Here is a 21,551-nt window from a genome sequence, read left to right on the forward strand (position 1 = left end):
TGTCTGCTTCGTCCTTTTTTCGGACGGCGAATGCCATTTTACTATGCCTTGTGTTAACTGTAAAGTCCATTACAGTAACGGATTTGCTCTAATCTGTGTTACACAATACGAACATATGCCTATTCCTCAGGCGTTTTGAAATAGAGTAAAATGGTATAATTTGTGCTATGATATAAGTGTTGGAGGTTACAGTGAGGGTGGTTGGCATGGTTTTGTTCAGATATGAAGAAGAATTTCACTATTTTGTGGGTATAGACCCTTCATGGACCGGGGGAAAGCCTTCAGCAGTCGCTGTAGTAAAGCTAAATGAACAAACAAAAAAGCTCGAATTACAAAGATACATCTATACAAAAGATGTTAAAGAAATAGTGAACGTTCTCTCGTCTTTGGAAAAGCCTTCTGTGGTAGGTGTCGATGCACCTTTGGTAATAACGAACATCTATGGACACAGAAAAAATGAGCTTGAGTTTATTAGAAACTATCCTATCAAAATCTCACTATACCCTGTAAATAATAGTTTATACAAATCATTTTTCCCAACAACGCTGTACAAGGAGTTAAACAAAATCGGTTTTCGTTTTGAAAACCACAATATCTTTGAAGTGTATCCCCACGCTACTTTGGCAGCTTTATTTTTTGGAAGATTGTTTAGCTACAAACGGTCCAGTAAGAAAGAAAAGATGACAAAATTGAAAATAATCGAAGAAAAGATTTCTCAGTACATTGACTCGCCAAAAATTTCTTTTAGGTCACTCAAAGAGAGGGAAGATTTCGATGATGCTCTAATCTGTGCTCTGACAGTTTTTCTTCCAACAAATGAAGATTGTCTTGTGTTTGGTAATGTTTCGGATGGTATGTTACTCGTACCTATACCGAAATCTGTTCAGAAAAGCGAAGAGGGGTAAGATACTCTGTGAAAGGAGCATATATCTTTGTTCTAACACTTGATACCCCCGTTGAACTAAACTTGGGTAGAAATCGTTGGGAGTTAAATCCAAGCACATATGCTTACATTGGCTCAGGTATGGGTAATCTTGAAAAAAGAGTGGAAAGACATTTTTCAGCAAATAAACGTCTTCGATGGCATATAGACTATTTAACTTGCTATGGAAAACCACTTTTTGCGATATTGATTCCTTCAAAAGAACGGATGGAAGAAAAGATTTCCTTAACCTTCCAATCACATTTCAGATGTGTTGAAGGATTCGGCGCTTCGGATTTGAAAGTGAAGTCAAACCTGTATATTATAGATGACTTTCAAAAATTTTCGGAGGTTGTAAATTATTTTTTGAGCAGGAAGTGAAAAGGTTATGAACACAGAAATCTTCTGTGACTCTAGAAGAATTCGTGTTTTAAAAGAAGTAGAAAAGCAGTCTTCACTAATTAAAGGTCCTGTCGTTTATTGGATGCAAAGAGACCAAAGAGCTTTTGACAATTGGGCTATGTTATACGCTCAGCAATTAGCTTTAAGAAATAACGTCGGATTGTTAGTGGTTTTCAACATCGTGCCATCTTTCCTCAATGCTCCTCTTAGGCACTACGATTTCATGCTCCATGGTCTTTTCGAAACAATGGCTTTTCTAGAAGAGTTAAATGTTCCTTTGATTTTTACCTTTGGAGAACCGGTTAGAGAGATTTACAAATTGATAAAAGAGGTTAACGCCTGCGCTTTAGTAACTGATTTTAACCCTCTGAAGATAGTAAAAAATTGGAAAGCTAACCTAATTCGAGTTTTGAATATTACTGTGTACGAAGTCGATGCTCACAATATTGTTCCTGCCTTCTTCGTTTCTCAAAAACAAGAGTACGGAGCTTACACATTAAGGCCCAAGATAAAAAGGTATCTGCAAGAGTTTCTAACTTCTTTCCCAGCTCCTAAGAAGATGCCAGCATCCAATTTGGAGTTTGAAAAATTATCTGTGTTCAATAATTTTGATGAGATTTTGAAAAAGTTGAATGTAGATAAATCTGTTGCACCTGTGAATTGGTTGAAACCTGGATTTGTCGAAAGTATGAGACTGCTTGAAGAGTTTTCAAGAAAGAAATTGAAGCTGTACAAGGACCTTCGAAACGACCCTACAAAGGATGCAACATCGAATCTTTCACCTTATCTACACTTTGGACAGATTGCTCCACAACGTGTAGCCCTGGAAATAATAAAATACGAACGTAATTATCCAGAAAGTGTTGCAGATTTTTTAGAAGAGCTCATAGTTCGCAGAGAACTTGCCGATAATTTTTGTTTGTACAACGAAAATTACGATTCGTTCAATGGATTCCCTGAATGGGCGAAGAAATCTCTGAACGTGCATAGGAACGATAAACGCGAGTATGTATATTCCATTGACGAACTTGAACAAGCAAAAACACACGATAATTTATGGAACGCAGCGCAGTTGGAAATGGTGAAGAAAGGAAAGATGCATGGATTTTTGAGAATGTATTGGGCAAAGAAGATACTTGAATGGACAAGCTCGCCAGAAGATGCTTTGAAATCCGCAATATATCTCAACGACAAGTACGAACTCGACGGTAGGGACCCTAACGGATACGCAGGAATTGCCTGGGCAATCGGCGGTGTTCACGATAGGCCTTGGGCTGAAAGACCTATCCTCGGGATGGTTAGGTATATGAGTTACGAAGGGTGCAAAAGAAAGTTCAACATTGAAAAGTATATACAGTATGTTGAAAATATCAAAAAACGCTTAGCTTAGCAACTTCAAAAAGAAATTGACAAAAACTGGCACTAATAAAGAAACGATGAAACCGTGTCCAAAGGAGACTAAAGCTGTTTCTCTATCGCTATACATTGCAATAATTCCAAGGAGTGTGTCCATAGACGTCGCGCCAGCAACAGATATCGTTCCATAGTGCGAGTGTTTTAGTGCAAATGGGGAGATAACTATGGCTATAAGTTCTCGCAAAACATTCGCAAAAAATGAGATGCTACCAATGTAAGCACTATAACTGCTTGATATCAGTATTGCCGAAAGGCTATACCAGCCAAAGCCCGATGCCGCAAGAAGTGTTTCAAGTTTTTTGAGAGGAATGAAAAGCGAGAGTATAAACGCAAAAAGAAGCGTCCCTAAGATTGTTGAAAGTATTACAAGAACAATATCCTTAAAGAATCTTTTTTCTATCTTCTCCTTACTTAAATCCAAACCAACGAGTGCAACAAGAAGATACAAAACTACTTCAACAGACCCGTCTGGAAGTTGAAAATGCGCTATTCTACCAATAAGTAATCCAAGTAAAACAGAACCAATTAGAAATAAGACCGCCATTTATTTTTCCTCCCACATGGTTGAAGTCTTTTCATCGTTTTTCAGCACTTTTTGGTTTTGTATTTCCGAATGTCTTTTCAAGGAAAAAGCCGAAGATGAAGCTCCCCAAACTTCCAGCAAGTGCTATCAAAAGTCCGTAGAGCAGGATTGTATCAATTTTCCCAAAAAGTTCGTCGTTACTTCCAATTTCTAAACCAAGTGAAAATAATAATAGCATGGTCAACACTAGGATAACCTTGTATTTTCCTATCCATTCAGTCTTTATAAATCTTCCCAAGAAAAAGCCACTAAAAAATACTACAAGCACCCACCATATCATTTTTTATTCACCTCAGTATGAACTTTTTTACAAAACGGGAGGCAAGGAGCCTCCCATTTTTTGTTTCTTGCAAACTTGGAATTTTTGAACTTGTTAAAACTATCAAATTATGGGTGCACTCTGTAAAGTGTTCTGGCAAATGGTATAGCTTCTCTTATGTGTTCTAAGCCTGCTATCCAAGCTATCGTTCTTTCCACACCGAGCCCAAATCCACTGTGTGGAACTGAACCAAATTTTCTCAGGTCAAGATACCAGTCGTATTTTTCAACTGGAAGGTTATTTTCTTTGAGTCTCTCAACTAATAAATCGTAATCGTGGATACGTTGGGATGCACCGATTATCTCACCGTATCCTTCCGGAGCGAGCAAGTCATCACAGAGGACAACTTCCGGGTTCTCTGGGTCAGGTTGCATATAGAATGCTTTTGCCTGTCTTGGATAATGGGTCACAAACAAAGGGCTGTCGAATTGTTTCGCCAAAACAGTTTCTTCATCTCCGCCAAAGTCGTCTCCCCACTTGATATCGAAACCTTGTTTTTGGAGGAATTTAACAGCTTCTGTGTAAGTCATCCTTGGGAATGGCTTTTGGACCTTTTCAAGTTTGGATACATCCCTCCCGATAGCAACAAGGTCATCGTATGCGTTATTTAGCACATATTGGACGATGTAGTAAACCAAGTCTTCTTGCAATCTTACGTTATCTTCATGTTCGTAATATGCAACCTCTGCTTCGTTCATCCAGAATTCAATAAGGTGTCTTCTTGTTTTTGATTTCTCCGCCCTGAAGGTTGGACCAAGGTTGTAAACTTTACCAAAAGCCATACATGCAGCTTCTAGATAAAGTTGACCAGTTTGTGTAAGGTAAACTTTTCCATAGTCAAAGTAATCTACTTCAAATAGGTTACCTGCTGTTTCACCGATAGCACCTGTAAAGATAGGGGTGTCTATCTGTATGAAGTCTCTTTCCCAGTAGAATTTCCTTATTGCCTTGATTACAGCATCCCTTATTCTCATGATGTGGAATTGACGTTTTGCTCTGAGCCAAAGATGGCGATGCTCCATGAGGTAATCGATACTGTGGTCTGGTTTTTGGATTGGAAAATCTTCTGTAGGAATTTGAACGGGAGTAACTTCCGTGGCTAGGATTTCTACTCCACTTGGTGCTCTTTCGTCTTTCCTTACCTTACCCCTAACTATAAGTGAGGATTCTAATCTGAGCTTGTCAGCCTTCTCAAAGTTCTCATCCCCGACTGTACTTTTTTCTACAACAACTTGAACAAAGCCTGTTCCATCACGAAATTCTATGAACATTATCTTTCCACTGGACCTTTTTCTCCTAACCCAACCTCGCAGTTCAACTTCTTTATCAATGCAATCCTTCAAGTCCTTTATGTATACCCATTCCATCATCACAAACCTCCTTCTCTCATTTTTATTCGAAAAATTCACTTACTTTAGATTATACCACACAAGCATATTTTTCAACATGAAATGTGTGTGGTATTATGATATAATGGACCAGGAAAACCGATATCATTTTGGGAGGATAATTGTATGAACTCGATAAAGCGTCTTAGAAAATTCGCAGTTCTTTTTATTCTCATTATTTCTCTAACGTTTCTATCGACAAACTTTGCCTTCCAGATGCATGAGTTGTCTGGAGCAGAGATAGAAAAGATGTTTTCCGAACTGAAAAGATTGCAAGGATTACCGTATGTTTGGGGTGGGGCAAACATCTTCGGATTTGACTGTAGCGGTTTGGTAATCTATCTACTTAGAATGCTTGGTCACAATCAATTTGTTTATCAAAAATCTCTTGTTTTTGACGTTACTGCAGACAACTTGTATAAATACAACACTAAACCCATCTCAGACCTCAAGAGCTTGAAAAAGGGAGATTTAATTTTTTTCGATATGAATGAAGATACTGTATATGACCACGTTGTTATCTTTGAAAAATTTGACAGATACGGTAACATCTGGGTCTGGGATGCTGCAGAAATGTCAGATGGGATACACCAAAACAAGGTCGATAGACGTCCGTTATCGTTGCTTCAAGCCAGGAAATACACCCTTGGCAGAATTGTTGTTCTGAGCAAGTAAATTATGTTTCAACAAAGATGCAGGGGACAAAAGTGATGAATAGACTGCGGGAATTAATAATGAACTTTTTCGATTCGCTAATGAATGCTTTTAGAAAGGTAAAGAACCTTTCGAAAATTTTTGGTAAGAAAAGTAGTCAAACTCTTACACTTTCCATTATTCATTACGACGGACGAGGTTTGCAATCGGTTCTAAAAGAATTCTCGCTGGAAGTTAATACAGCAGATGTGCTTATAGCAAGAAACATAACGCAATATGAACTAAAGTTTTTGAAAAAGCTTTTGAAAAAGAACGTTGTCTTTTTGGATAAAAATGGAGTGTTGATTTTTAAACATGGCAACATTGCTAATTTTGTATCTAACTTTGATGTTCAAAAGTTGAGAACACTTGAAAAACACGGGACAAAAGTTATCGTTACTGTAGATAAGAAAGTTGCATGGATGATTAGTCAGATGTTCCCATTTTATTGCGTTGTACCTGGTGAACCTTTCCAAGAAACAGTTATAACCGCGCCTATTCCCCTCACAAGGAACTCCGACGGTTTTTATTTTTCAAAGGTGGCCTATCGGAACCAGGTTACGATAATTGACCTAAACATTGAAATTCTCAAGGATTTCAAAGTACATTGATAACTTCCTCCAAATAATCTTCTCTCCCGCTATTTTCCACCCAAAAATAGCTTTTTTTAACCGGTTTATGTAAAATTTTTCATTATGCTTTTGTAAGGATTGGTATGTTCTTGTATGCATTATATTGTAACAATTACCTATTTCGCTAACATGGTGCTACAATTTTATAGTCCGAATCAAAAGAGGGGGGGACGGTATGGAAAAGGAAATTACATTAGAACTTGTTAGGGTAACCGAGGCTGCAGCGTTGATGGCAAGTAGATACCTCGGGCGTGGCGATAAAGAAATGGTTGACAAAATGGCTTCTGATGCGATGCGTGGCATGTTAGACTACATCGAGATGAGAGGAACTGTTGTGCTTGGCGAGGGTGAAAAGGACAAAGCACCTATGCTTTACATTGGTGAGCAAGTCGGAAGATGGTCAGAAGATGACCCTGAACTCGATATCGCAGTTGACCCTGTTGACGGAACAAGGCTCGTTGCATTCGGATTGCCTAATGCGATAAGTGTTATCGCAGCAACGGAAAGGGGAGGTATTGAGTATCTTCCAACGTATTACTCATACAAACTCGCCGTTGGTCCTGAGCTTGCTGGAAAGTTGGATATTAATGCATCTATAAGGGAAAATTTAAGAGTTGCTGCAGCAATTTTAGGAATGGACATCTCAGAACTCACATGTGTTGTTCTGAATAGGGACAGACACAGAGAGATAATAGATGAGATAAGAAGAGTCGGAGCAAGGATAAAGTTGATAAGCGATGGTGACATAGCGGCGGCAATTGCAACGGCACTTCCAGAAAGTAACGTGAATATCTATATCGGAATAGGTGGTTCGCCTGAAGCTTTGTTGGCTGCTGCTGCTTTGAAATCTCTTGGTGGAGAGATTCAAGTAAAACTTTGGCCTATCGATGAAGAAGAAAGAACAAGGCTCGTGGAACAAGGATATGACTTGGAAAAAGTTTACAAGACTGATGACCTTATCAAATCTGACAATGTGATATTCGCAGCTACTGGAGTTACAGACGGAGATATGCTCAGAGGCGTTAGGTTCTACAAAAACACAGCAATCACTGAGTCAATAGTAATGAGGTCAAGAACAAGAACAATAAGACGAATTATCGCACAGCACAATCTGAACTACAAGACAATTCCTCTAAAAAGTAGTGGCGAAGTAAGGTATATGAATAGTATCAAACGATAATTTTTTGAGTTTTAAATAAAAGGGCTACCTCTCGGTAGCCCTTTGGTTTTCAGAAAGTAGATCACAATCTAAAGATGTTCTTGCCAGGTTTTACAATCTTTCTCTCTCCTTTAATTTTGACCTCAACTTCTGATGGAGAAGTAATTTGTATGCTGTCTTTTTTTATAAGAACATCTAAAGGTATACCACGATAGTTAATTTTGAAGTTTACACTTTGCCACTTTTCTGGAAGCCAAGGTGAAAAGTTTAATAGTTTATCGCTTTCTAGAGTCACTCCACCGAAACCATAGACGACACATTGCCATGCTCCTCCAGCACTCGCCGCATGGAATCCATTGTTCGTGTTACCCTGGTTGTCCTCTAAATCAACTAACAATGTTCTCATAAAGTATTTGTATGCATTGTGAGAGTCGCCTACCTTCAATCCCATGATTGAATACATAGAAGGGCTCAAAGAAGATTTATGCATTGTTCTTTTCTCATAGTACTCATAGTTTACTTTCATTTCCTCTTCCGTGAATTCCTCAGGTAAAACAAGCATCAGCATTACAACATCCGGTTGTTTTATCAGCTTCGTTTCACCCAATTTGGTCAAATCTAGACCTTTCGGCCATTTTGGAAGCCCGTTTTCATCCCTTTCGGTAATTTCATAATCCTTCAAATTAAAGTAGCCTTCGAATTGTTCTATCAGTTTCTCTCCTTCTTTTCTTGGAATGTAGATTTTTTCAGCTAAGGTTTTCCAACTATAAACCTCATTTTCAGTAAGTCCTAACATGGTTTTTAACTTTTCAAGTTTTAAAGGAGCTTTTTCTGCAAGCCACTTGTAGTATTCTACAGCTTTTTCCAAGTTCCACTTGGCAAGGTAATTAGTGTAGACGTTATTATCAACATGTTCGTGAAACTCATCTGGTCCGATTACCCTCCGGATTTCGTATCTATCCTTACTTTCATTGTATTCAAGTCTTGATGCCCAGAAGCGTCCGGTCTCAAGAAGCATTTCAACGCCGTAATCTACCATGAACTGGTCATCGCCCGTGGCTGAGTGATAATGAACCAAAGCAACTGCAATGTCAGCATTAATATGAAATTCCTCATCACCTGTCCAGATTCTCACAGGATTACCAAGATAGTCTTCACCCCACTTTGGTGTGACTTCCAAGCCATCGTCAGCCGATTCCCATGGGAACTGTGCACCTTTATACCCATTCATTTGTGCGTTTCTTCTCGCACCATCAAGGGTGTTGTACCTGTAAAGGAGAAGGTTTTTAGCATACTGCGGGAAGGTATACAAAAAGAACGGGAACATGAAAATCTCTGTGTCCCAAAATACATGACCCTTATATCCCTCTCCGTGCAAACCTCTTGCTCCTATACTTACACATGGGTCATCTGGTGCACAGGCGTACAAGTGAAAGAGGTTAAACCTAATCCCTTGTTGTGCTATTTCATCGCCCGCTATAATTATATCCATGGTCTTCCAAACAGACTCCATATGCTCAGCATGTGCCTTAAGTTCTGAATCAAAACCATCTCTGATAAAACTGTTCAGTTCGTTGATTGTTTTTTCCCTAACGAAGTCAACAACGTCGTTGACATTGAGTTTTTCCGATTCTGACTCCCTTGATGTGTATACTGCTCCGTATTTCTCTATAACAACTTGTTGACCTTCTGTCAAAAAGACTGTATAACCTTCTTGGGGTATATCTCCAATTTGCCTAAATTTACGGTACTTAAGTACATTCTCTCCTTGTTTATTTTTAGCTAATATGGCGGTTGCTAAGACTATAACGTGACCTTTGTCGTGAGTTTTTACAGACACACTTATTCCAGGTTTTAAGTCTTCTACTTTAAGAACTTTGTAATGTTGTATTTTATTGTAAGGATCTAAGAACCCGTTGTAGGTTGTTGTATCGATACTGTTCTCGACGATAATCTTCCCGGAAAAATTCACAGGTGTTATTGTATACTGTATCCCAAATCGATGGACGTGTGGACGGCTTACAAATCTTCTAGACTCTATTTTTACAATCTTACCCTCAACGTTGAATTCGTACAATGAATTAAGTATACCGTGTTTCATATCTAGGGAGCGATAGTACTTTGTCAGAGCCAAGTAATCAAGATTAAGTTCTTTATTATCCAGGTAAATTTTGAACCCCAGTGGGTCAGGTAAGTTTACAAGTTCCGTTACCTGAGCCAAATACTTGTCAAATACACCAGCTAAGTAGGTACCTTTCATCGTCAAATTTGAAAACTCTTCCCGACCACGTAAGCTTAGATAACCATTCGCCAATGTGAATAAAGTTTCATACACTAGATTTTCTGCAGGAAGGTACTCTCTACGTTCAACACTCCACACACCTTCTCCCTCCACGTAATAAATTATTAGAATTCTATAAGCTCCAATGTCTGACCTTTAAAGGATTGTATAACTTTATCCGCATCTTTTAAAATTGCTGGATCTCCTACGCCTATGACTTTCATACCAGCAGATTTTGCTGCCTGAATACCTGCAACAGCATCTTCAAAGACGCAGCATTCCTCGGGTCTAACACACAGCTCTTCAGCTGCCTTCAAAAACACCTCAGGGTCAGGTTTAGCCCTAGAAATTTTCGTTCCATCTATTATTGCATCAAAAAAGTTTTCAAGGCCTATGCGTTCGAGTATTGTCATTGTATTTTTGCTTGCAGAACCTATTGCTATTTTTATTCCCGCATTCTTAAGAAGCTCTAAGAATTCCATAACACCAGGCAGAATTTCATCTTTGGTCATTTGGTTTATGTACTCAACATACCACTTATTCTTTTTCTCAGCTAATTGTAACTTTAAATTCTCGTCTTCGAGCTTTATACCACCAATTGACAAGAGAATTTCCAGGGATTCCATACGACTCACACCCTTTAAGCGTTCGTTTTCTTTTTCCGTAAAGTCAAATCCAAGCTCATTTGCCAATCTCCTCCAAGCAAGATAATGGTACTTTGCCGTATCAACTATGACCCCATCAAGGTCAAAGATACAAGCTTTCGACCTCATCGAGCGTCCTCCTTCTCACAAATATTTTAACCTTTGACTGCCACAGCTTTTCCTGTTTCGATAAAGTAGCGCTGGAAAGACAAGAATATAATAATCATCGGTATTGTCATGAAAATGGATGCAGCCATCATGTACTGCCAGTAAGTATAGTAGGAAGTTTTAAAGAAATTAAGACCCAAGGTTAGTGTGTACATCTCCTTGTTACTCAAAATTATCAATGGCCACTGAAAGTCATTCCAGGCTCCTAAGAAAGTGTATATAGCAAGTGCACTGACTGCTGGAAGCGCATTTGGGAGGACTATTTTAAAGTATGTTTTTAAAATACCAGAACCATCTATTCGTGCAGCTTCTTCAAGCTCCTTTGGAAAATTCAAAAAGAACTGACGCATCAAAAACAACCCAAACACATTTGTTAATTTTGGTAAAAACAGACCAGTATATGTATTAACTAAGCCATACTTAACAAGAAGATTGTATTGAGGTATCAACGTTACTTGACCAGGTACCATCATTGTTGCAAGAAACATAGTGAACCAAAAGTTCTTGAGAGGGAAGTTTAGTCTTGCAAAAGCGTAGCCCCCCAGTGAGTTCAGGATAATATTTCCAACAGTTAGCAATCCAGCGTAGATAATGGTATTCATAAGCCATCTTTTATATAAAGGTACAACTTCAAAAATCAATTTGAAGTTCTGAAATGTCAGAGGAACTCCGAACGCGGAAGGTTTTGGAAATAAGCGTAGCCTTGGTGGCCAATCAAATATATTTACGCCTTTCTCAATTCCTTGAGCGTCCGTGTATGTTATGGGAGTGAGGGAAATTAACACCGCCCAGGTAAAAGGAAAAAGCGTAGCAATTGTATATCCTATTAAGATAATATATGATATAACCACAGAGATTTTTGAAACGCTTCTTACAGAACCTTCCATTTAGCTTCACCACCTAATTCTCAGTACTCTTCCCTTATTATCTTTCTCTGAACCAATGACAGCACAAGAATTACACTAAAGAGAACTATAGCGAGAGCCGAAGCATAACCCATTTTTCCGTATTCGAAGGCGTTTTTATATATGTAAAAAGATATTGTTATATTTCTTAAGTTCCTGATAAGGAAGTAAATTTGGTCAAATACTTGCATACAACCTATTGTTCCCATGATTGAAACAAAAACTATCTGTGGCCTAAGCAAAGGTAAAGTTATCTTCCAGAAGATTTGCCAGCCGTTTGCCCCATCTATCCTTGCTGCTTCGTAGATGCTTGATGGAATATCTTGAAGACCAGCTAAAAACGTGACCATGAAATAACCCGCTGTAGACCATATATTCATTGCCATTATCGCAAAAAGTGCAATTCGTGGTTCGTTTAAATAATCTATAGGTTGAAATCCGAACCTACCGAAAAGAGCAACAAGAATCTTATTTAAAACTCCAGGTTTTGAGTAAATAAGCCAAAATATCATTGACAATGCCGCAGAAGAGGTTATTGCTGGCAAGAAAAAAACGGATTTGAAAAAGTTAACTGCCTTTATCTTCGAATTTGCTGCTACTGCCAAGATTACAGCCAAAAGTGTTTGAATAGGTACAACAATAATTGAATAAAGAAAAGCATTCCAGAATGACGTGTAAAAATACATATCCTTGAACATGTCTCTGAAGTTTTTTAATCCCACGAACTTTGGTATATATTTTATAAACCTGTCACCGTGTTTGTTCATATATTTTTTCATGAAATCTGCGATTTTGATTTCATTAGGCAACTTTTTTTCTCTGTAGTCATTCAATAAATTTAAAGAGTCAAAGTATTCTTTTACAAGTTTTTTCTCCTCGTCACTAAGTTTTACGCCAACGTCAACCTCGACAAAACTTACTGGATCGAAGTATTCTAACATTTCGTCTATGGTATAATTTTTCGCTTCTTCTCTCAAAATCCCCGTATGAATTTCCAAGGCATCATAAGGGCTAATTACGTAGGTGTATTTCCGAGCCTCAAGTGGCTGGTAATCTGTTAGGCTATAGTAAAATGCAGCAATTATCGGATAAATAGTGAAGACTAAAACTGTCAATATTATTGGTGTTGCAAAGAGGTAACCTACTATCGCCTCTTTTGTTTTGTACTTCATAGCTTATTCCTCCTGTCTAATAAAAGGGAGGCGAGCGCCTCCCTCTTGCTCCTGCAACTAATTACTTTTCCTTTCCTATCCATTTATTGTAATTTGTCTCGATGATCTCTATTGCCTCATCAACACTGAGTTTTTCGTAGAAGAGGTCCTTCAGCAAAGAGTTAATCTGGTCGTTAGCAGTTGCAAACAAACCTGTCGGCGTTGGAACTTTCCAAGGTACGCCATACTCTGCTCCTTTATAGAAGACCTTCTTTATGGGATCTGTGTCTTTTGCAGCTATGGATTTTCTTGAAGCGAGAACTCCTGCACCTTCAACGAAGATTTGCTGACCCTCAGTAACTAGGAATTTCAAGACTTCCCATGCTGCATCTTTGTTTGGTGTCGCTCTATTGATAGACCAAGCAACTGTGTATATCATTGTTGCTTTCTTTATACCCTTTGGCATTTCAACAATACCCATCTTTTTAAATGTATCTGGGAACGAACCTTTCATAAAGCCTATTGTCCAAGGACCAGACATAACAACTGCACATTTTTCCGTTGCAATAGCTTCACCAAGCCAACCGGAACCAAGTGCCGATGGTTCTTTTGCAACTTTGTACTTTGTAACTAAATCTATATAGAATTGGAGAGCTTTTTTGGAATTTGGCTCACCAAGAGCTGTCGAAAGGTCTGGCTTTACAAGTCTTCCACCAAAGCTTATAATAAATGGTATGACCCTGTTGAAATCTGGTGCCAGCGCCAGAGGGGTTTCAAAACCTGCTGCTTTAAGCTGCTGAAGTTTTTTGAGGAAAGAGTCCCATGTCTCATCGTTAGTGAGATGTGGGACTTTGTATTTGTCAAATATCTCTTTGTTAAACCAAACCGCAAGTGTGGAGAAGTCTTTGGCAATACCATAAAGTCTATTCCGGAATCTGAATGCATTAACAAGCGATGGATAAAAATCATCGAGGTCGAAATTGTCTCTTTTAACATACGTGTCAAGTGCCAGGAGAACGTTTGCTCTTGCAAGTTCTTCGAATACGTAAACGTCAACATAGAAAATATCAGGACCAGTTCCTCCAGAGAGTCTTGTCATAAGCACTTGTTTGTAGTCTCCAGCGATAGGTTCCCAAACAACTTCTATACCTTTCTGCTTGCCTATCGTGCTGTTAAACGTATCAACTGCTTTCTTAATGGCTCCCTCTTCAATGGGGTTGCCGGGCCAACCTGAAATAGTGATCTTCGTTACCGCAAAAAGTCCCACCGTCAAAACAACCGCCAAAAAAATTACCAAAACTCTTTTCATACAAACCGACCTCCTTTTGTAGAGTTGAGGAACTTTTTAGTTCCTCTCACGACTAAATGCGTACTGATAATTTCGGATTCCACTTGCTCACCTAAAACCAATTGGTGAACTTTGTGCGCAACTTTTTCCCCTACCAAATGAATATTCTGGTCAATGGTTGTTATATTAGCGATTTCGGAAAGTAAAATGTTGTCAAATCCTATTAAAGGAATGTCGATGCCCTTTTTTTCGCAAACCCTTAGAGCAGCGTATGCCATAACATCTGAAGTACAAAAGATTCCATCAACTTCATTTAAATACTTCTCAACAATCTCTCTTACATTTTTCTCATCATAATTCGCGAAAGCCTTATATACCTTTCCTCCAAAACCGCTCAAACCATCAATAAACCCTCTAAAACGTTCTTTTTCAAATGGTAGCGAGTCATCACCGCCTATAAAAAGAACTCTGGTGCACCCAATTTCTTTTAAGTGTTCTCCCGCTTGACGTCCTCCAGTATAGTTATCCGTATCAACATAAATAAAGTTGTTTTTGTTGTTCCGCCCAACACAAACAAAGGGAACACCTAACTTGTTGAGCAGCTCAACCCTTATATCGTCATCTTTTATGTCCATAAGTATATATCCGTCAATGAGCTTTGACGAAACCAAGGTTTTATAGTAACTTGTAATGTCACCTTTGGTAAACACATCTATAATAAGCTTAAGCCCTTTTGATGAGAAATATCTTACCGCACCCCGCAAGAACTTGGAAACATATGAATCTTCAAAAACACGTTCAACATCACTCATAACAGTGAGAGAATAGACACCTGTCCTTTTGGTTCTTAATGATTTCGCTATAGCATGTGGCATGTATCCGTATTTTTGAGCTATCTTCAAAACCCTTTCTCTAGTCTCTGGCTTCACCTTTTCTGGTTCGTTGAAAACCCTTGATACAGTTGCAACTGAGACTCCACACAAGTTGGCAATTTCCTTTACAGTCATTCACTCACCTTCTTAAAAGTCTCATGAGATTTTTTAATGTAATCGATTACTGTAATCGATTACATCAGAAATGTACCACTTTTTCATCTCGAAATCCAAACCAAGAAATTCGCAACAAATGTAGAAGGTATTTTCTTTTTGAAGAATTTCTTATCATTGCTTTTATTTTCTAATATTTTCTACGTTTTTCATAACTATTCTCTCTTTAGAAGCAGTAAGTTTCTTCCTTGCTTCACTCAATTAGCGATGTATGGTATAATCTTGATGATATGGCTTTTATTTCTCTTTTGATTCTTGTTTTTTCTCAGTTGGCAAACGAGGTGATTTTGTTGGAAATCATAAGGAAGGCAGAGATTTTTGATGCTGATGTTGTTGCAAGTTTAATTCTTGAAACCGGGCGTTCGTTTCTGCCGTTGCTTTTTGGTCCTTATGTGAAATTGATACTTGGTAGGTTGGTCAAAACTCCAGGAACAGTCTTTTCTTTCGACAGTGCCTATGTTCTTGAAATTGACGAAGGAAAAGTTGTGGGAATAATCGTTATGTTCGACGGAAAAACTATCAGAAAGCGTGCTTTGAAGACTGCGTTTGCGCTTTTTCAGCTGATGGGTTTTGAGTTTTTTAGAAGACTTCCTATATTCCGACTTGTCTGGCGACGAAATAAAATTCAAAACGATGAATTTTATGTTTCAAATGTTGCTGTTGATAAGAATTACCGAGGTATGGGGTATGGCCGAAAACTGATGCTCTTTGCTGAAGAGGTCGCCAAGCAAAAAGGTTTCAAAAAAATATGTTTAGATGTTGAGAATACAAATATTCAGGCTATTGAACTATACAAAAGACTTGGATACGTAGGAACCAGAGTAAACAGAATCAACATCAAGAATGTGCGTTTCGCGTTAATCAGGATGGAAAAGATATTGTCAAGTTAAGTCATTATTTAATCTATCAAAATTGAGGCGGTGAAATGAATGGCAAAGTGTCCTGGCTGTGGTGCAGAAATTCAATTCGACCATCCCGGCAAACCAGGATTTATACCCTATGAAGTTTACAACAAGCGATTAGAGGAAGGAAAAGAAATAGTTTGTCAAAGGTGTTTTAAACTCAAGCATTACGGTATGCTTGTGAGTGATGCAGATGAAGATGAGATAATGGAGTTTATAATGAAAGCAATTAAGAATTTCAAGCATATTATCTACATTTTCGATGTGTTCGATTTCGAGGGCACGTATAGACCTGAAATTGTGGAATTGTTATCCGGTGCCAATGTGTTGTACGTTGCAAATAAATTTGATACTTTACCAAAAACGGTTAGCGGAAGTCAATTGAAAGAATGGTTGAAAAAACAAATTCCTGCAAAGAGTTCGGAGATTTTTATTACAAGCACGAAAAATGGTTTTGGAATTAGCAAGCTGAAGAAAGAATTGGAAAATCTGAAAGGTAGTGCTTTGGTCCTGGGTGTTACAAACGTTGGTAAATCGTCTTTACTTAAGGCTATCACAAACTCAAGTGCGACAATCTCGCCTTACCCAGGAACAACTATAGGATTGATAGAACACAGATTGGGTAGTCTTAAGTTATTCGATTCACCTGGCATCGTCGTCAATGACAGAATGATAGACCTCTTTGACCCGGAATGTCAGTCGAAAATATTGGCAAAGGGTGAGGTTACCAGGAAGACATTTAAACCTTTCCCCGAAGAAACTATATTCGTTGGAGGATTGTGCCAAATAAAAGCTGAAATGAAAGATGTTAATTTAAGACCTATATTCCAAATTTTTGCACCAGAGAACGTTACGTTCCACAAGACGAAAAATCAGAACTTCTTGCAAAATTATCCTAAGCATTTCGGAAAACTATTATTCCCACCTTGTGGTAAAATGGATGTGGAAAAAATAGCATTTAAAGATGAGAAAGTTGTTGTGAATGTTAACCAGGAGTTGTCTATTTCTGGTCTTTGTTGGATAAATGTGAAAAGAGGTCCTGTGGAGTTCACAATAAGGGTTCCTGAAAATGTGAGAGTTTATGCAAGAGAAGCTTTAATGAAGCCGAAAAGAAAAATTAACCAAAATTCTGAGAATTAAACCATGAGATTTCAGAGAGGAGGAGTATTATATGAGAAAGAAAGAGATACCTATCGTTGCTGGTGTTAGCAACAGACATGTTCACCTTTCAAGGGAAGATGTGGAGATACTCTTTGGGAAAGATTATCAACTCACTCCAATAAAGGACCTCGGTCAACCTGGTCAGTTTGCATGTAAGGAAACAGTCATTATTGTTGGTCCAAAGGGAGCTATCGAGAACGTCAGAGTGCTTGGACCTGAGAGAAAAGAAACGCAGGTCGAAATCTCTCTCACGGATGCCTTTAAACTAGGTATTATGCCTCCTGTTAGGGATAGCGGTGACCTTGAAGGAACACCTGGTATAGTCATCGTTGGTCCAAAGGGTTCGGTAATTAAGGAGAAAGGCGTGATAATTGCAAAAAGACATATCCATATGCATACAACAGACGCTGAAAAGTTTGGAGTAAAAGACAAGGATATAGTTAAAGTTGTTGTTGAAAAAGGCGACAGAAGATTAATTTTTGATGATGTGCTTATCAGAGTTAGTGAAAAATTCGCACTTGAATTCCATGTTGATACCGATGAAGCAAACGCAGCAATGCTAAAAACTGGGGACGTAGTCTATATTGTCGAAGAGCTTTAATTTCGTAGAGAAAAAGGAGCGACGAAAAACTGTGAAGGTCTTTTACGAGTTTAAAACTTATGAATTCGATGAATCAATGCGTGGTTATGACTTATTGAAGAAACTAGGACTAAATCCCGAGGAACATTTGATAATAGTAGATGGAGAACTTTACACCGAGGATAGGGTTATAAAAAAAGACAAAGAGGTAAAGATAGTGAAGGTTACAAGTAGTGGTTAGGAAAAAGGAAAGTTCTCGGTATTCTTTTGCCATTTCGACACAGTAGAGTCTGTTGTTGGGAGGTCGCAGTGTGGAGATTCCAAGTATTGTAACCTTAGCTTTGGGATTATCGGTAACAACAAATGTTTTTCTGATATCGAAGTTGAGAAAAAGAACTAATCTGAACAAGTATCTTTCAACGCAGCTGCAAAAATTTAAGGACCTTTCATCGAAACTCAGGGACATTGTCGTTCAAAGGGAAGAGACTTTCTATAAAAATTTGCATGACGTTGCGGTTGGTTTTCTGGACGAAATTGAAAAAAGTTATTTCATAGTTTTTGATGGCGAATACGGAAATGTGGTATCAGTCTTCGGCGATGTCCCAAACAATGTATCAAAACGAGTAAAAAAGACGGAACTTCCATTCGCAACTCAACGTGTTTACACTGTCGATAAAGAAAAATTAATAGCACTTTTTCCAAACTTAACAAAAAATGGTTCTGAGAAAACACAAGTTTTAGTCTCGGATATTTTTATTGGAGGAGAACTTAAAGCCAAAATTATCTTCGAGCGAAAACGTAGTTTTTTGGATGAAGAAATGGATACCATTAAAAGTTTAGGTTCCTTTTTTACATCTTTTATAGCAACTCACAGCTATGTGTCAAACCAAGGAAAGTTCCAAAAAGACATGATTCTCACAATTATACGTATCCTGGAATACCATGACCCTTATACAAAAGGACACTCAAAAAATGTTGCAACGTTAGCTTCTCTTGTTGCTGAAAGAATGGGACTTCCTGATGAAATGATTAGAAAAACGTATTGGGCTGCTTTGGTGCACGATATTGGAAAGATAGTTATACCTTCAACGATACTAAACAAAGAAGGAAAACTGACACTTGAGGAATTTGAAATTATAAAAAAGCATCCTGTCTACGGTCATGACTTTCTTTCAACATCTTCCGAATTGAGAGAACTTGCTAAGTATGTTTATCATCATCATGAACGGTGGGATGGGAAGGGATACCCTTCTGGACTTTCCGGAGAGGATATTCCTTTGATATCAAGGATTATAGCAGTAGTAGACGCTTGGGACGCAATGAGAAGTGACAGACCCTATAGGAAAGGATTACCAAAAGAAGTAGCCCTAAAGGAATTGACAGAACATGCAGGTATGCAGTTTGATCCAAGTGTTGTAAAAATCTTCGTAAGTTTAATCGAAGAACAAGGAATTGGATAGTGAATCTTTTGAGAAAATAAACAAAAGGGGGAATTAGATGCTCAAGTTTGTTGTGAGTAAAGCGGAAATTCAAGAAAAGATTTCTATTGCGTCTTCTTCAATCGGTTCGAGAACGGTTGATCCTATTTTGCAGTGTTTACTCTTTAAACCCGTAAACGGACATATCAATATCCATGCGACAGATTTACAGACTTCAGTTGTATCAACAGTAAAGGTTGGAGAATACGAAGGCAGTGAAGCATTTGCAGTTGATGCCGATTTGATTGACGACATCGTAAAGAACTTACCAGAAGACGAGGTCATATTTGAATACTCTAATGGCAAGCTTTTAGTAAAAAGCGGGAAGGCAAGATATAACCTTACAACGGTTTTAGATGTTGAAAGATTTCCGATAATAGAAACGGATGAAAGTGGTATAAAATTTAGTATAGATACCTCCATACTAGAGGAAATGCTCGACAGGGTTAGTTTCTGTGCTTCCAGCGAAAGCGCAATGCGGGCACTGAACGGCGTGTATTGGGAAGTTCACGGTGGTTTTCTAAGACTTGTTGCGAGCGATGGCTACAGACTCGCATTAGCTGAGCAAAAACTTGATATAGAAAATGAATTCGACTTCATCATAGCACTTAAAAGTGTAAAAGAACTAGAAAAGCTGCTTTCGAGTACCACTGAACCATCGATAAATATCACATACGACCATTCAATCGTCTCGTTTAATGCAGGAGATGTCACGATGATAGTCAGAACCGTTGAGGAGACGTTCCCAGATTACAAACGAGTTCTTCCAAAAGCGTTTAAAACACGGGTTGTACTTAACGTTGATGACTTTGCAGAAGCTCTGAAACGGGTTATGGTTATCGCAAAAAGAGGGACAGAAAAAGTGCAATTAAAAATTTCCGATGATGTCATGGAACTATCGAGCCAGAGTCCTGATTACGGTGAAGCAGTTGAAAATATTCCCGTGACAAAAGATGGAGAAGACTTAATTGTAAACTTCAATCCGAAATTCTTAAATGAAGCAATAAAACATATTGATGAAAAAGAAGTAGAATTTAATTTTGTAGATAATCTTAGCCCACTTCAAATCAACCCAAGAAACGTTGAAGGATATATGTACATAGTCCTTCCAGTAAGGGCATAGGTTTTCAAGAAAGAAGGAGGTAGCCTTGAGGCGAGGTTTTACTCTTATTGAGTTGCTCATAGTTATGTCAATTATCGCTGCGTTGATGTCAGTTGCAACTCCCGTAGGTTTAAATGCTGTAGCACAAGCGAAGGCAACAAATGTTGCCGGGAATTTTCGTGCACTTCAACAAGCAGTAATGCAAATGATAACACTAGAGCCAAACCCACCAAGAGCTCCAGATGTAGATGTTTTGGAGTACCTTTACACTCAAAAATATATTTCAACAAAACCTTCGGGATTTGAAGTTCGGTACGATGAAGCCAGAAAAGCATATGTTATAAAATACACCCAAAGCGATATTGACCCTCTCAAAGTTAAGAACATCTATGCTTCTATAGAAATCGATACAAACACTGGTCAGCTCGTTCTTTACGTATTGTTACCATGAGCATTTGAAGGTGAATACATGCTCAAATTTGAAGATATATCGCACCAATTTAAAGATAAAAAGGCTCTTGAAAATATAAACGGAACTATAGACGATGGAGAGGTAGTTGCAATCATTGGTGAAAACGGCAGTGGAAAGAGCACACTGCTTAATGTTGTTGCTACGTTCCTAAAACCTTCGAGTGGTAAGTTAATCTACGACGATATGGATGTGTTTGAGAGAAAAGGAAATATTGAAAAATTCAGAGAACTCATATCTTACGTATCTGAAAAGAGCACTTTTATACATGAGCTTACCCTAAGGGACAACCTTTTATATTTCAAATCCGTTTTTAATTCGCAAAAGTGCATATACGACGTAGCCAAGCACGTGAATATAGATAATCTGTTAGACAAAAAACCGAACAAACTTTCAAAAGGACAAAAACAAAGGTTCGCATTGGCTATTAGCTTGCTTAAAGATGCCAAAATCATACTTTTGGATGAACCGGCGGAGGGACTGGATATCGAAACTAAACAAATTGTGAAAGATTTGGTCAAAGAATTCAAAGAGAAAGGCTGCACAGTTTTTTATGTTACACACGACGAAGATGAAGTGGAAGAAGTGTGCGATAAAATCATCGCTTTGAAAGATGGAAAAGTCAAGTTTTTCGGAACCGTTGACGAATTTTGGAAAACCTATGAGAAGTTTTATTCGGTAACCTTCGAACCGCCTGGGAATCCCGGTAAGAAAGTGACTCGTATCATGAACATAGATGAGTTGAAAATAGCCCAGGAAAAGATTCGAGTATTGCACATAAGGAATTTGGGATTGAGAGAGATTATCAACATAACTGAAAATGTGTATGTGGAACATAAAGCTACTCAACAGAGGTGAAAGA

23 protein-coding genes are annotated in these 21,551 nt (G+C 38.3%); 14 read left to right on the plus strand and 9 right to left on the minus strand.

Annotated features, from left to right (window positions below):
• Positions 1-206 precede the first annotated feature (206 nt).
• The 3 genes from AC3M61_RS02115 to AC3M61_RS02125 are packed head-to-tail and all read left to right on the plus strand — an operon-like array spanning position 207 to position 2,714.
• Positions 207-905, plus strand: a complete 699-nt coding sequence (locus tag AC3M61_RS02115; RefSeq protein ID WP_500779390.1) for a DUF429 domain-containing protein — start codon at positions 207-209, stop codon at positions 903-905.
• An 8-nt stretch (positions 906-913) separates the two neighbouring features.
• Positions 914-1,303: a GIY-YIG nuclease family protein gene (locus AC3M61_RS02120; protein WP_500779294.1), complete on the plus strand. Its 390-nt coding sequence runs from the start codon at positions 914-916 to the stop codon at positions 1,301-1,303.
• Positions 1,304-1,310: 7 nt separating this feature from the next.
• The gene (locus tag AC3M61_RS02125) at positions 1,311-2,714 is read left to right on the plus strand and encodes a deoxyribodipyrimidine photo-lyase (RefSeq protein WP_500779295.1); all 1,404 of its coding nucleotides are present in this window, start codon (positions 1,311-1,313) and stop codon (positions 2,712-2,714) included.
• Here the strand turns inward: AC3M61_RS02125 and AC3M61_RS02130 are convergent.
• The 3 genes from AC3M61_RS02130 to asnS all read right to left on the minus strand — a co-directional run bounded on the left by AC3M61_RS02130 (position 2,706) and on the right by asnS (position 5,009).
• On the minus strand, positions 2,706-3,284 hold the full coding sequence (locus AC3M61_RS02130) for a LysO family transporter (RefSeq protein WP_500779296.1): 579 nt from the start codon (positions 3,282-3,284) through the stop codon (positions 2,706-2,708). The genes AC3M61_RS02125 and AC3M61_RS02130 overlap by 9 nt on opposite strands.
• A gap of 31 nt (positions 3,285-3,315) precedes the next feature.
• On the minus strand, positions 3,316-3,603 hold the full coding sequence (locus tag AC3M61_RS02135; protein WP_500779297.1) for a LysO family transporter: 288 nt from the start codon (positions 3,601-3,603) through the stop codon (positions 3,316-3,318).
• Between the two features lie 107 nt (positions 3,604-3,710).
• A complete protein-coding gene (gene asnS / locus AC3M61_RS02140; RefSeq protein ID WP_500779298.1) occupies positions 3,711-5,009 on the minus strand; it encodes an asparagine--tRNA ligase in 1,299 nt (432 codons plus the stop codon).
• A 147-nt stretch (positions 5,010-5,156) separates the two neighbouring features.
• On the opposite strand from asnS, the gene AC3M61_RS02145 reads away from it, so the two are divergent.
• From AC3M61_RS02145 to glpX, 3 genes are all read left to right on the plus strand, one after another.
• Complete coding sequence (locus AC3M61_RS02145; RefSeq protein ID WP_500779299.1) at positions 5,157-5,705, plus strand: C40 family peptidase; 549 nt, start codon at positions 5,157-5,159, stop codon at positions 5,703-5,705.
• 35 nt (positions 5,706-5,740) lie between these two features.
• The gene (locus tag AC3M61_RS02150) at positions 5,741-6,334 is read left to right on the plus strand and encodes a hypothetical protein (RefSeq protein ID WP_500779300.1); all 594 of its coding nucleotides are present in this window, start codon (positions 5,741-5,743) and stop codon (positions 6,332-6,334) included.
• 196 nt (positions 6,335-6,530) lie between these two features.
• Positions 6,531-7,535, plus strand: a complete 1,005-nt coding sequence (glpX, locus tag AC3M61_RS02155; protein WP_500779301.1) for a class II fructose-bisphosphatase — start codon at positions 6,531-6,533, stop codon at positions 7,533-7,535.
• A 61-nt stretch (positions 7,536-7,596) separates the two neighbouring features.
• On the opposite strand, the gene AC3M61_RS02160 is transcribed toward glpX, so the two are convergent.
• The 6 genes from AC3M61_RS02160 to AC3M61_RS02185 all read right to left on the minus strand — a co-directional run bounded on the left by AC3M61_RS02160 (position 7,597) and on the right by AC3M61_RS02185 (position 14,958).
• Complete coding sequence (locus AC3M61_RS02160) at positions 7,597-9,894, minus strand: glycoside hydrolase family 65 protein (RefSeq protein WP_500779302.1); 2,298 nt, start codon at positions 9,892-9,894, stop codon at positions 7,597-7,599.
• Between the two features lie 26 nt (positions 9,895-9,920).
• Entirely contained in the window at positions 9,921-10,568 is a 648-nt protein-coding gene (pgmB, locus tag AC3M61_RS02165; protein ID WP_500779303.1) for a beta-phosphoglucomutase, read from the minus strand.
• A 26-nt stretch (positions 10,569-10,594) separates the two neighbouring features.
• Positions 10,595-11,494, minus strand: coding sequence for a carbohydrate ABC transporter permease (locus AC3M61_RS02170; RefSeq protein ID WP_500779304.1), 900 nt, complete (start codon positions 11,492-11,494; stop codon positions 10,595-10,597).
• Between the two features lie 20 nt (positions 11,495-11,514).
• Positions 11,515-12,684: a carbohydrate ABC transporter permease gene (locus tag AC3M61_RS02175; RefSeq protein ID WP_500779305.1), complete on the minus strand. Its 1,170-nt coding sequence runs from the start codon at positions 12,682-12,684 to the stop codon at positions 11,515-11,517.
• 61 nt (positions 12,685-12,745) lie between these two features.
• The gene (locus AC3M61_RS02180) at positions 12,746-13,972 is read right to left on the minus strand and encodes an extracellular solute-binding protein (protein WP_029684080.1); all 1,227 of its coding nucleotides are present in this window, start codon (positions 13,970-13,972) and stop codon (positions 12,746-12,748) included.
• Positions 13,969-14,958: a LacI family DNA-binding transcriptional regulator gene (locus AC3M61_RS02185; protein WP_500779306.1), complete on the minus strand. Its 990-nt coding sequence runs from the start codon at positions 14,956-14,958 to the stop codon at positions 13,969-13,971. Before AC3M61_RS02185 ends, AC3M61_RS02180 begins: the two co-directional genes overlap by 4 nt.
• A gap of 320 nt (positions 14,959-15,278) precedes the next feature.
• On the opposite strand from AC3M61_RS02185, the gene AC3M61_RS02190 reads away from it, so the two are divergent.
• From AC3M61_RS02190 to AC3M61_RS02225, 8 genes are all read left to right on the plus strand, one after another.
• Positions 15,279-15,887, plus strand: coding sequence for a GNAT family N-acetyltransferase (locus AC3M61_RS02190; protein ID WP_500779391.1), 609 nt, complete (start codon positions 15,279-15,281; stop codon positions 15,885-15,887).
• Positions 15,888-15,926: 39 nt separating this feature from the next.
• A complete protein-coding gene (yqeH, locus tag AC3M61_RS02195; RefSeq protein ID WP_029684091.1) occupies positions 15,927-17,039 on the plus strand; it encodes a ribosome biogenesis GTPase YqeH in 1,113 nt (370 codons plus the stop codon).
• A 31-nt stretch (positions 17,040-17,070) separates the two neighbouring features.
• Positions 17,071-17,661 (plus strand): phosphate propanoyltransferase, encoded by a 591-nt coding sequence (locus tag AC3M61_RS02200; protein ID WP_029684090.1) that lies wholly within the window; start codon positions 17,071-17,073, stop codon positions 17,659-17,661.
• A 31-nt stretch (positions 17,662-17,692) separates the two neighbouring features.
• Entirely contained in the window at positions 17,693-17,881 is a 189-nt protein-coding gene (locus AC3M61_RS02205) for a ubiquitin family protein (RefSeq protein ID WP_014452099.1), read from the plus strand.
• A 70-nt stretch (positions 17,882-17,951) separates the two neighbouring features.
• On the plus strand, positions 17,952-19,100 hold the full coding sequence (locus tag AC3M61_RS02210; protein WP_500779307.1) for an HD-GYP domain-containing protein: 1,149 nt from the start codon (positions 17,952-17,954) through the stop codon (positions 19,098-19,100).
• A gap of 37 nt (positions 19,101-19,137) precedes the next feature.
• Positions 19,138-20,241 carry a DNA polymerase III subunit beta gene (gene dnaN / locus AC3M61_RS02215; RefSeq protein ID WP_029684088.1) on the plus strand — a complete coding sequence of 368 codons (1,104 nt, stop codon included), beginning with the start codon at positions 19,138-19,140 and terminating at the stop codon, positions 20,239-20,241.
• A 25-nt stretch (positions 20,242-20,266) separates the two neighbouring features.
• On the plus strand, positions 20,267-20,671 hold the full coding sequence (locus AC3M61_RS02220) for a prepilin-type N-terminal cleavage/methylation domain-containing protein (protein ID WP_500779308.1): 405 nt from the start codon (positions 20,267-20,269) through the stop codon (positions 20,669-20,671).
• 18 nt (positions 20,672-20,689) lie between these two features.
• Positions 20,690-21,547, plus strand: coding sequence for an ATP-binding cassette domain-containing protein (locus tag AC3M61_RS02225; RefSeq protein ID WP_029684086.1), 858 nt, complete (start codon positions 20,690-20,692; stop codon positions 21,545-21,547).
• Positions 21,548-21,551 lie beyond the last annotated feature (4 nt).

The organism is Fervidobacterium sp. (assembly GCF_059913585.1).

What these genes read in the sequence shown, in the direction of transcription:
- AC3M61_RS02115 (WP_500779390.1), top strand. Translation starts at nt 207, where the DNA reads ATGGTTTTGTTCAGATATGAAGAAGAATTTCACTATTTTGTGGGTATA.
- AC3M61_RS02125 (WP_500779295.1), top strand. Translation starts at nt 1,311, where the DNA reads ATGAACACAGAAATCTTCTGTGACTCTAGAAGAATTCGTGTTTTAAAA.
- AC3M61_RS02130 (WP_500779296.1), bottom strand. Translation starts at nt 3,284, where the DNA reads ATGGCGGTCTTATTTCTAATTGGTTCTGTTTTACTTGGATTACTTATT.
- AC3M61_RS02135 (WP_500779297.1), bottom strand. Translation starts at nt 3,603, where the DNA reads ATGATATGGTGGGTGCTTGTAGTATTTTTTAGTGGCTTTTTCTTGGGA.
- asnS (WP_500779298.1), bottom strand. Translation starts at nt 5,009, where the DNA reads ATGGAATGGGTATACATAAAGGACTTGAAGGATTGCATTGATAAAGAA.
- AC3M61_RS02145 (WP_500779299.1), top strand. Translation starts at nt 5,157, where the DNA reads ATGAACTCGATAAAGCGTCTTAGAAAATTCGCAGTTCTTTTTATTCTC.
- AC3M61_RS02150 (WP_500779300.1), top strand. Translation starts at nt 5,741, where the DNA reads ATGAATAGACTGCGGGAATTAATAATGAACTTTTTCGATTCGCTAATG.
- glpX (WP_500779301.1), top strand. Translation starts at nt 6,531, where the DNA reads ATGGAAAAGGAAATTACATTAGAACTTGTTAGGGTAACCGAGGCTGCA.
- pgmB (WP_500779303.1), bottom strand. Translation starts at nt 10,568, where the DNA reads ATGAGGTCGAAAGCTTGTATCTTTGACCTTGATGGGGTCATAGTTGAT.
- AC3M61_RS02170 (WP_500779304.1), bottom strand. Translation starts at nt 11,494, where the DNA reads ATGGAAGGTTCTGTAAGAAGCGTTTCAAAAATCTCTGTGGTTATATCA.
- AC3M61_RS02175 (WP_500779305.1), bottom strand. Translation starts at nt 12,684, where the DNA reads ATGAAGTACAAAACAAAAGAGGCGATAGTAGGTTACCTCTTTGCAACA.
- AC3M61_RS02180 (WP_029684080.1), bottom strand. Translation starts at nt 13,972, where the DNA reads ATGAAAAGAGTTTTGGTAATTTTTTTGGCGGTTGTTTTGACGGTGGGA.
- AC3M61_RS02185 (WP_500779306.1), bottom strand. Translation starts at nt 14,958, where the DNA reads ATGACTGTAAAGGAAATTGCCAACTTGTGTGGAGTCTCAGTTGCAACT.
- yqeH (WP_029684091.1), top strand. Translation starts at nt 15,927, where the DNA reads ATGGCAAAGTGTCCTGGCTGTGGTGCAGAAATTCAATTCGACCATCCC.
- AC3M61_RS02200 (WP_029684090.1), top strand. Translation starts at nt 17,071, where the DNA reads ATGAGAAAGAAAGAGATACCTATCGTTGCTGGTGTTAGCAACAGACAT.
- dnaN (WP_029684088.1), top strand. Translation starts at nt 19,138, where the DNA reads ATGCTCAAGTTTGTTGTGAGTAAAGCGGAAATTCAAGAAAAGATTTCT.
- AC3M61_RS02225 (WP_029684086.1), top strand. Translation starts at nt 20,690, where the DNA reads ATGCTCAAATTTGAAGATATATCGCACCAATTTAAAGATAAAAAGGCT.